Below are 6,987 nucleotides of genomic sequence, written 5' to 3' on the forward strand. Positions count from 1 at the left end.
CGGCGCGCTGGAGCCGCCGGCCCGCGCGCTGCTTCTGCTCGGCACCGAGGGGCCGGGGCTGCCGAACGCGCTGATGGCGCGGGCGCGCCGCGTCCGCATCGCCATGGCGCCGGGCTTCGATTCCCTCAACGTCGCGACGGCGGGGGCAATCGCGCTGCATCATCTGGCGGCCTCACGTTCCGCACGTTCCGCGCGCGATGGGCTCGCATCTTTTCCCGATGGTGAGGGTGAATAAGGACGAGGCCTACCGTCCCCTGCCGTTGCATGGTATGTTGCGCAAAATCGTTTTTTGTTGAACACTTTGTGGGGCGCCATGGGCAAGGGTGTTCAGCGCAGTGTCGACGCTTCGAGGGGGCTGCCGAAAGGGCCCACTCCCAAGGGGGAGTCGAAGGGCGACTTTCGGGGAAGGGCAGGCCTCCGTGGGCAGGTTGCCGCGGTCATGGATCAGGCTCGTCAAAGTGGCCTCACGACCGGCAAGGATTCTCGCATTGCCGGGCGCGTCTCCTCTGAGTTGATCGAGCGTGCAAAGGCCCGAACCGGTCTGCAATCCGACACTGAACTCGTCGAGTTTGCCTTGGCGAACATCGCTCTCGAGGACTCTTTCATGGAGACTTTCCGGGCGGTGAAGGGGACTGTCGATCCGGACCTTGACCTCGAGTTCTGATTGGGTTGCCAGGAGTGTCGTTCTCCTTCGAGGCCGCTCGGCGGTTGCTCCGGCACGCGCCGACAGCGACACTGGTCCGACGAGGCGATGAGAAGCTTCCCTTTGTGGAGGCCCTCGCCGGAGGCAGTTTGATCCTCGACACCTGTGTTTACATCGACCAGGTCCAGGGCAAGCTTCCGTCGATCATCGACGATCTGCTTGCGGTCAGAGTCGTCAATCACAGCACCGTCGCTCTGCAGGAGTTGATGCATACGGTGGGCATCCTCGATCCTGCCGATCCACGAAGCCAGGGAGCCATCGACCAGATCGGCAAGATCGTCGCCGCGATGCACCCGCACAGGCTTTTCCAGCCAGATGCCGATGTCCTTGGTCGCGCTGCCGTCTATGCGGGGATGCTCTGCCGCTGCCAGGGCTATGCCAAGGACGACCGAATGCGGATCCTGCACGACAGCACGCTGTTCCTTCAGGCGGAGAAGCTCGGTCTGACGGTCCTGACGCGGAACGTGCGGGACTTCGACTGCCTCCTGCAGTTGCGTCCCTCGGGACGTGTCCTGTTCTACCGGACGTAAAGCCTGCGGCCTCCCGGCTGTGGACGATCCCGCTCGCGGCGGACCTGAGCCGGCGCGCGCATGTTAAAGGGTTCGGGCGCCAGCGGGGAACGGGATGGGCTACGAGATCGATCTGGGGCGGGCCGGCGACAAGCCCGGCACGATGGACCTCACCGAACTGCTGGCCACCCGCCTCCTCGTCCAGGGCAATTCCGGTTCGGGCAAGTCGCACCTGCTGCGCCGCCTGCTGGAGCAGAGCGCCGGCCTCGTGCAGCAGGCAATCATCGACCCGGAAGGCGATTTCGTCACCCTGGCCGAGCGCTACGGCCATGTCGTGGTCGAGGCTGACGGCAACGAGGCCGAACTCCTGCGCATCGCCGCGCGGGTGCGGGAGCACCGGGTCTCCGTCGTGCTCTCTCTCGAAGGGCTCGATGCCGAGGACCAGATGCGCGCGGCCGCCGCCTTTCTCGGCGGCCTGTTCGATGCCGACCGCTCGCTCTGGTACCCGATGCTGGTGGTGGTGGACGAGGCGCAGCTCTTCGCCCCGGCGGCCGCGGGCGAAGTCTCCGACGAGGCCCGCCGTCTCTCGCTCGGCGCCATGACCAACCTGATGTGCCGCGGGCGCAAGCGCGGATTGGCCGGCATCATCGCCACGCAGCGTCTGGCCAAGCTCGCCAAGAACGTCGCGGCGGAAGCCTCGAACTTCCTGATGGGCCGCACCTTCCTCGACATCGACATGGCCCGCGCCGCCGACCTGCTCGGCCTCGACCGCCGCCAGGCCGAGATGTTCCGCGACCTGCCCCGCGGTCACTTCGTGGGGCTCGGCCCCGCGCTCTCGAAGCGTCCGCTGCCGATCGCCATCGGCCCGACGGTGACGGAGAGCCGCAATGCCGCTCCCGCCCTGCTGCCCCTGCCCACCATGGGCGAGGAGGCCCGCGCCCTGATCCTCACCGCTTCCCCCGAGGAGGAGGCGCGCCCCCTGCCCGCGCCCCGGCCGAAGCCGGTGCGCACGCCCGGCCCCGACGTGCTGGTCCAGCTCGCCAATTACCGGCCGCCGGTGCGTGAGGATCTGCCGGAGGAGGAGCCGATGGACCCGGCCGAGCGCGAGGCGGCGATGGCCGAGATCCTCGCCTCGGTGCTGGCGGATTCGGATGCCGCCGCCTGTACCCCGGCGACCCTGTATCAGGATTTCACCGTCCGCTGCCGCATCCGCCGGATCGGTGGCGAGGCGATGGGCCTGCCCGAGTTCAAGCGCCGCCTCGCCGTGGCCCGGGCCGGTGTCGATGGCGCCACCGCCGAGGGGCCGGCCTGGGAACGGGCCCAGGAAATGGCCGCCGGCCTGCCGGAGGATCTCGCCGGGCTGTTCCTGCTCATCGCCCGCACGGCCCTCCAGGGCGCCCCCTGCCCCTCCGACGCCGCTTTGGCGGAGGCCTACGGCACCAGCTCGGCCGGCCGGGCCCGGCGGATGCTCGGCTATCTCGAGGAGCGCGGCGCCATCGTCCTGCGCCGGGACCTGCGCGGTGCCCCGATCATCGCCGTGCCCGACCTCGACGTGGAGACCGGGCCGCAGATCGGCGCCGCCCCGGTGCTGACCCTCCGTCGGCGCGGGCGGAGCTAGAGCCCCGTCCGATCGCTTTGCGATCGGGGCGGATACGGCTCCGGCGCGGCGCGCGACAATCCGCGCGTCTTGCCGGCCCCGCGCTTCCGGCCAAGATTGCCCGTCACATCGGCGTATGGGGCGTCGGACCCGTTTTTTGACGGCGGGGGAAGAGCGAGCGACGATCCGGGATCGTGGCCGTTCCACGAATTGGGGAGTCTCGGGGCGTTGCTTCAGTCGCGGGAAGGTTTGCGCACCCTGTCGGGCCGCCGCGCCATCGTCGTCGGAGCGGGCCCGGGCGGGCTCGCCACCGCGCTGCTCCTCGCCAAGGCCGGGCTGCACGTCACGGTGCTCGAGCGCGATGCCGCCGTCGGCGGGCGCACCAAGACCGTCGAGGCGCCGGGCGGCTACCGCTTCGATATCGGCCCGACCTTCTTCCTCTACCCGCAGATCCTGGCCGACATCTTCGAGTCCTGCGGCGAGCGCCTGGAGGACCATGTCCGGCTGGAGCGGCTCGACCCGCAATACAATCTCGTCTTCGAGGGCGAGAACGGCATCTCGGGGCAGATCCGTGCCACCGGCGACGTGCCGCGGCTGAAGCAGGAGATCGCCCGCCTCGCCCCGGCGGATGCGGAGAACGTCGAGAAGTTCTTCGCCGAGAACCGGACCAAGCTGGACTTCTTCAAGCCGGTGCTGGAACAGCCCTTCGACAACATCCTGTCGATGGCGAGCCCGGCGATGCTGGCGGCCCTCCCCCATCTCCATCCCGGCCGCAGCGTCGACAGGGATCTCAGGCGCTACTTCGCCGATCCGCGGGTCCGCCTCGCCTTCTCGTTCCAGACCAAATATCTCGGGATGTCGCCGTTCCGCTGCCCGAGCCTGTTCACGATCCTCTCGTTCCTCGAATACGAGCACGGGGTCTATCACCCGGTCGGCGGCTGCGGCGCGGTCTCGGAGGCGATGGCCGGGCTCGCCCGCCGCATGGGGGTCGATATCCGCCTCAACAGCCCGGTCGAGCGGGTTCTGTTCGAGGGCAAGCGCGCCTGCGGCGTGGTGACGGGGGGCGAGACGCTCAAGGCCGACGCCGTCGTCGTCAACGGCGACTTCGCCAAGGTGATCCGCGATCTCGTGCCGGAGGAGCGGCGCCCGCGCTGGCGCGACGCCAAGATCGGCAAGGCCCGCCTCTCCTGCTCGACCTACATGCTCTATCTCGGGATCGAGGGCACGATGCCCGAGAGCCTCGGCCACCACACGATCCTGCTGACCAAGGATTACGAGCGCAACATCAACGAGATCACCGGCGGCACCCTGCCGATGCAGCCGTCGATCTACGTCCAGCATGCGGGCTTCACCGATGGCGGCATGGCGCCGCCCGGCCACACCGCCCTCTACGTGCTGGTGCCGGTGCCGAACCTGAAGGCGGGCATCGATTGGGAGGCGGTCGGGCCGACCTACCGCAAGCTGGTGCTGGAGCGGCTGAAGCTGCTCGGCATCCCCGATCTGGAGAGCCGCATCCGCTACGAGCGGGTGGTCGATCCCCGCGATTGGCGCGACGAGTTCGCGGTTCATGAGGGCGCGACCTTCAACCTCGCCCACGACCTGATGCAGATGCTGTGGTTCCGCCCGCATAACCGCTTCGGGCCGGGGCTCTACCTCGTCGGCGGCGGCACGCATCCGGGGTCGGGTCTGCCGGTGATCTACGAGGGCGCGCGCATCTCCGCCCGGCTCCTGATCGAGGATCTCGCCCGCGAGAAGGCGCCGGCGATCCTGGCGGATCTGCCGGCGACCTCGCCGCTGGCCACGCAGGGCGATCCGAGTTGAGGCGGGCCGCGCGCTTCGCGGGCCTTGCCGCGCTGCTGGCCACCCTCGCGGGGCCGGCCCTGGCGGCGAGCGTGGAGGTGATCGTCGAGGGGGCGGAGCCGGGGCCCGACGACATCTACGTCACCCTCTGCCAGGGCGGCCTGACGGAGGCCGCCTGTCCCATCGGCCGCCATGCCCCGCCCCAGGGCGGGGCTGCGCGCTTCGTCTTCGACGAGGTGCCCGCAGGGATCTGGGCGGTCGCCGCCTTCCAGGACGAGAACGGCAACGGCCGGCTCGACCGGACGGGGCTCGGCCTGCCGCTCGAACCCTACGGCTTCTCCGGCTCGGTCGGGCGCCGGGCCCGGCCGGACTTTGCGAGCGCGAGCTTTGCCCTGCGCGAGCCCGGTGCCGCGATCCGGGTGCGCCTCGCCCGGCCGCTGCCCCGGCGTTGATGCAGGCCGCGCCGCCCCTCGCCCGCGTCGAGGGAGCCGCTCTTTCCTATCGCGACCGCCCGGCCCTGAGCGGTGTCGACCTCGTCCTCGAGCGCGGCACGACGCTGGCGCTGCTCGGACCGAACGGGGCCGGCAAGACCAGCCTGATCCGTCTCCTGGCCGGGCGACTCCGGCCCGATGCCGGTTCGGTGCGCGTGCTCGGCGGCGATCCGCAATCCGACCGGGGGACGCGCCGGACAATCGGGTTCGTGCCGCAGGAAATCGCGCTCTATCCCCGCCTCACCGTCGCGGAGAACCTCGACGTGTTCGCCCGGCTCGCCGGTCTTCCGCGCCGGGAGCGCCGTGAGGCCGTGGCGGCGGTGCTTGGGCGCTGCGCCCTCGCCGCGGTGACGGATCGGATCGTCGCCACGCTCTCGGGCGGCTACCAGCGCCGGGTCAACATCGCCGCGAGCCTTCTGGCCTCCCCCGATCTGATCCTGCTCGACGAGCCGACCCAAGGCGTCGATCTCGAGGCGCGCGCGGCGATCCACGCGGTGCTGGCCTCGTTGCGCGCGGGCGGCGCCGGCCTCGTCGTCAGCACCCACGATTTTTCGGAGGCCGAGCGCCTAGCCGACCGCGTCGCCATCCTCGCCGACGGAACGATCCGGCGCGAGGGCAGCCTGACCGAGTTGATGCGCCCGCTCACCTCGGCCCCGCCCGAGCACGAGGCGGTGCTGGAAGGCGTCCTCGACGCCGCCGCCGAGGCGGCCCTGCGCCGTGCCGGCTTCTCGCCCCTCGACGGCGATCACCGTCTCTGGCGGGCCGACCATGGGGCCGCGGGCGGGCTCGACGGCGCGGCCCTGCTCGCCGCCCTGCGGCAGGCGGGTGTGCCGGCCGCCGAGATCCGCGTGCGCCGCCCCGGCCTGGAGGCCCTCTACCGCGACGTCCTGGCCGCCGCGCCGCCCCTGGAGACGGCGGCGTGATCGCGGCGGCCATGCGGGTGATGTGGCTCTCGCTGCTGCGCGACCGCGCGGCTCTGGTGATGGCCTTCGTGCTGCCCACCGTCATCTTCGCGATCTTCGCCGCGATCTTTTCCGGCGCGATCGGTGATCGCATCCGCATCCATCTCGGGCTCGCCGACCTCGCCCGCACCGCCACCACGCAGCGGCTCGTGACCGCCCTGCAGGCCGAGCCGTCCCTGCGCGTCGAGCGCCTGGACGTGCCGGATGCCGAGGCCGCGTTCCGTGCGGTGCGCCGGGGCGAGGTCGATGTCGCGCTGGTGCTGCGGGGGGATCTGGCGGCGGGGGGCAAAGGCGCGGATCAGCCCGTGCTGCTGATCGAGAGCCCGTCGCGGGCGCTCGCCACGCCGATCGCGCTGGGCCAGCTTCAGCGCGCCCTGAACGACGCCTTGCCCGACGTGGTGCTCGCCCGCATCGTCGCCGACGTGGAGCGCTCCGGCAAGATCGGCCCGGACGAGCGTGCCTTCCTCGACGAGGCCTTCGCCGAGCAGCGCGCCAAGAAGGAGCCGTTCTCCTTCGCCCGTCTGGTCGAGACCCGCACCACCGCCTCCGGGCAGGGCAACGACCGGGTCAGCTACTACGCGGGCGCGATCACCGCCGTGTTCCTGCTGTTCGCGGCGATGCAGGGAGCCCTCTCCCTGGTGGACGAGCGCGAGGGCGGCTTGTCCGACCGTCTCGCCGCCGGGCCCGGCGGCCTGCCGGTGATCGTCATCGGCAAATTCCTGTTCCTGCTCGGCCAGGGCGTGGTGCAGGCGGGGCTGATTTTTTCCGCCGCCGCGCTCCTGCACGGGGTCGACATCACCGGCCACTGGGTCGGCTGGCTCGTCACCTCCGGGCTCGTTTCCGCCATGGCCGCCGGCCTCGCGCTGGCCGCCTGCGCCCTCTCCGCCACGCGTCAGCAGGCCCATCTCGCCGCGACCTTCGGCGT

The 6,987-nt window shown here is 70.9% G+C and carries 8 protein-coding genes; all 8 read left to right on the top strand.

Going from position 1 to position 6,987, the window contains the following annotated elements; genetic code table 11:
• A partial coding sequence (locus tag MZTS_RS14240) for a TrmH family RNA methyltransferase (protein ID WP_281397050.1) occupies positions 1-235 on the top strand: 235 nt, incomplete at its 5' end.
• Positions 236-439: 204 nt separating this feature from the next.
• The gene (locus tag MZTS_RS14245; protein ID WP_192284336.1) at positions 440-664 is read left to right on the top strand and encodes a hypothetical protein; all 225 of its coding nucleotides are present in this window, start codon (positions 440-442) and stop codon (positions 662-664) included.
• A gap of 128 nt (positions 665-792) precedes the next feature.
• Entirely contained in the window at positions 793-1,233 is a 441-nt protein-coding gene (locus MZTS_RS14250) for a type II toxin-antitoxin system VapC family toxin (protein WP_343068750.1), read from the top strand.
• Between the two features lie 94 nt (positions 1,234-1,327).
• On the top strand, positions 1,328-2,830 hold the full coding sequence (locus MZTS_RS14255) for a helicase HerA domain-containing protein (protein ID WP_192284338.1): 1,503 nt from the start codon (positions 1,328-1,330) through the stop codon (positions 2,828-2,830).
• A 207-nt stretch (positions 2,831-3,037) separates the two neighbouring features.
• Positions 3,038-4,630 carry a phytoene desaturase family protein gene (gene crtI / locus MZTS_RS14260; protein ID WP_192284339.1) on the top strand — a complete coding sequence of 531 codons (1,593 nt, stop codon included), beginning with the start codon at positions 3,038-3,040 and terminating at the stop codon, positions 4,628-4,630.
• Positions 4,627-5,061: a DUF2141 domain-containing protein gene (locus MZTS_RS14265; RefSeq protein ID WP_192284340.1), complete on the top strand. Its 435-nt coding sequence runs from the start codon at positions 4,627-4,629 to the stop codon at positions 5,059-5,061. Before crtI ends, MZTS_RS14265 begins: the two co-directional genes overlap by 4 nt.
• Positions 5,061-6,023, top strand: a complete 963-nt coding sequence (locus tag MZTS_RS14270) for an ABC transporter ATP-binding protein (RefSeq protein ID WP_192284341.1) — start codon at positions 5,061-5,063, stop codon at positions 6,021-6,023. The genes MZTS_RS14265 and MZTS_RS14270 overlap by 1 nt, the downstream gene beginning before the upstream one ends.
• Positions 6,020-6,987, top strand: a 968-nt coding sequence (locus MZTS_RS14275) for an ABC transporter permease (RefSeq protein ID WP_192284342.1), incomplete at its 3' end; no start/stop codon positions are given. The genes MZTS_RS14270 and MZTS_RS14275, both read left to right, overlap by 4 nt.

The sequence above is a fragment of the Methylorubrum zatmanii genome (assembly GCF_014845115.1).
In the GTDB taxonomy this organism is placed as follows: Bacteria; Pseudomonadota; Alphaproteobacteria; order Rhizobiales; family Beijerinckiaceae; genus Methylobacterium; species Methylobacterium zatmanii.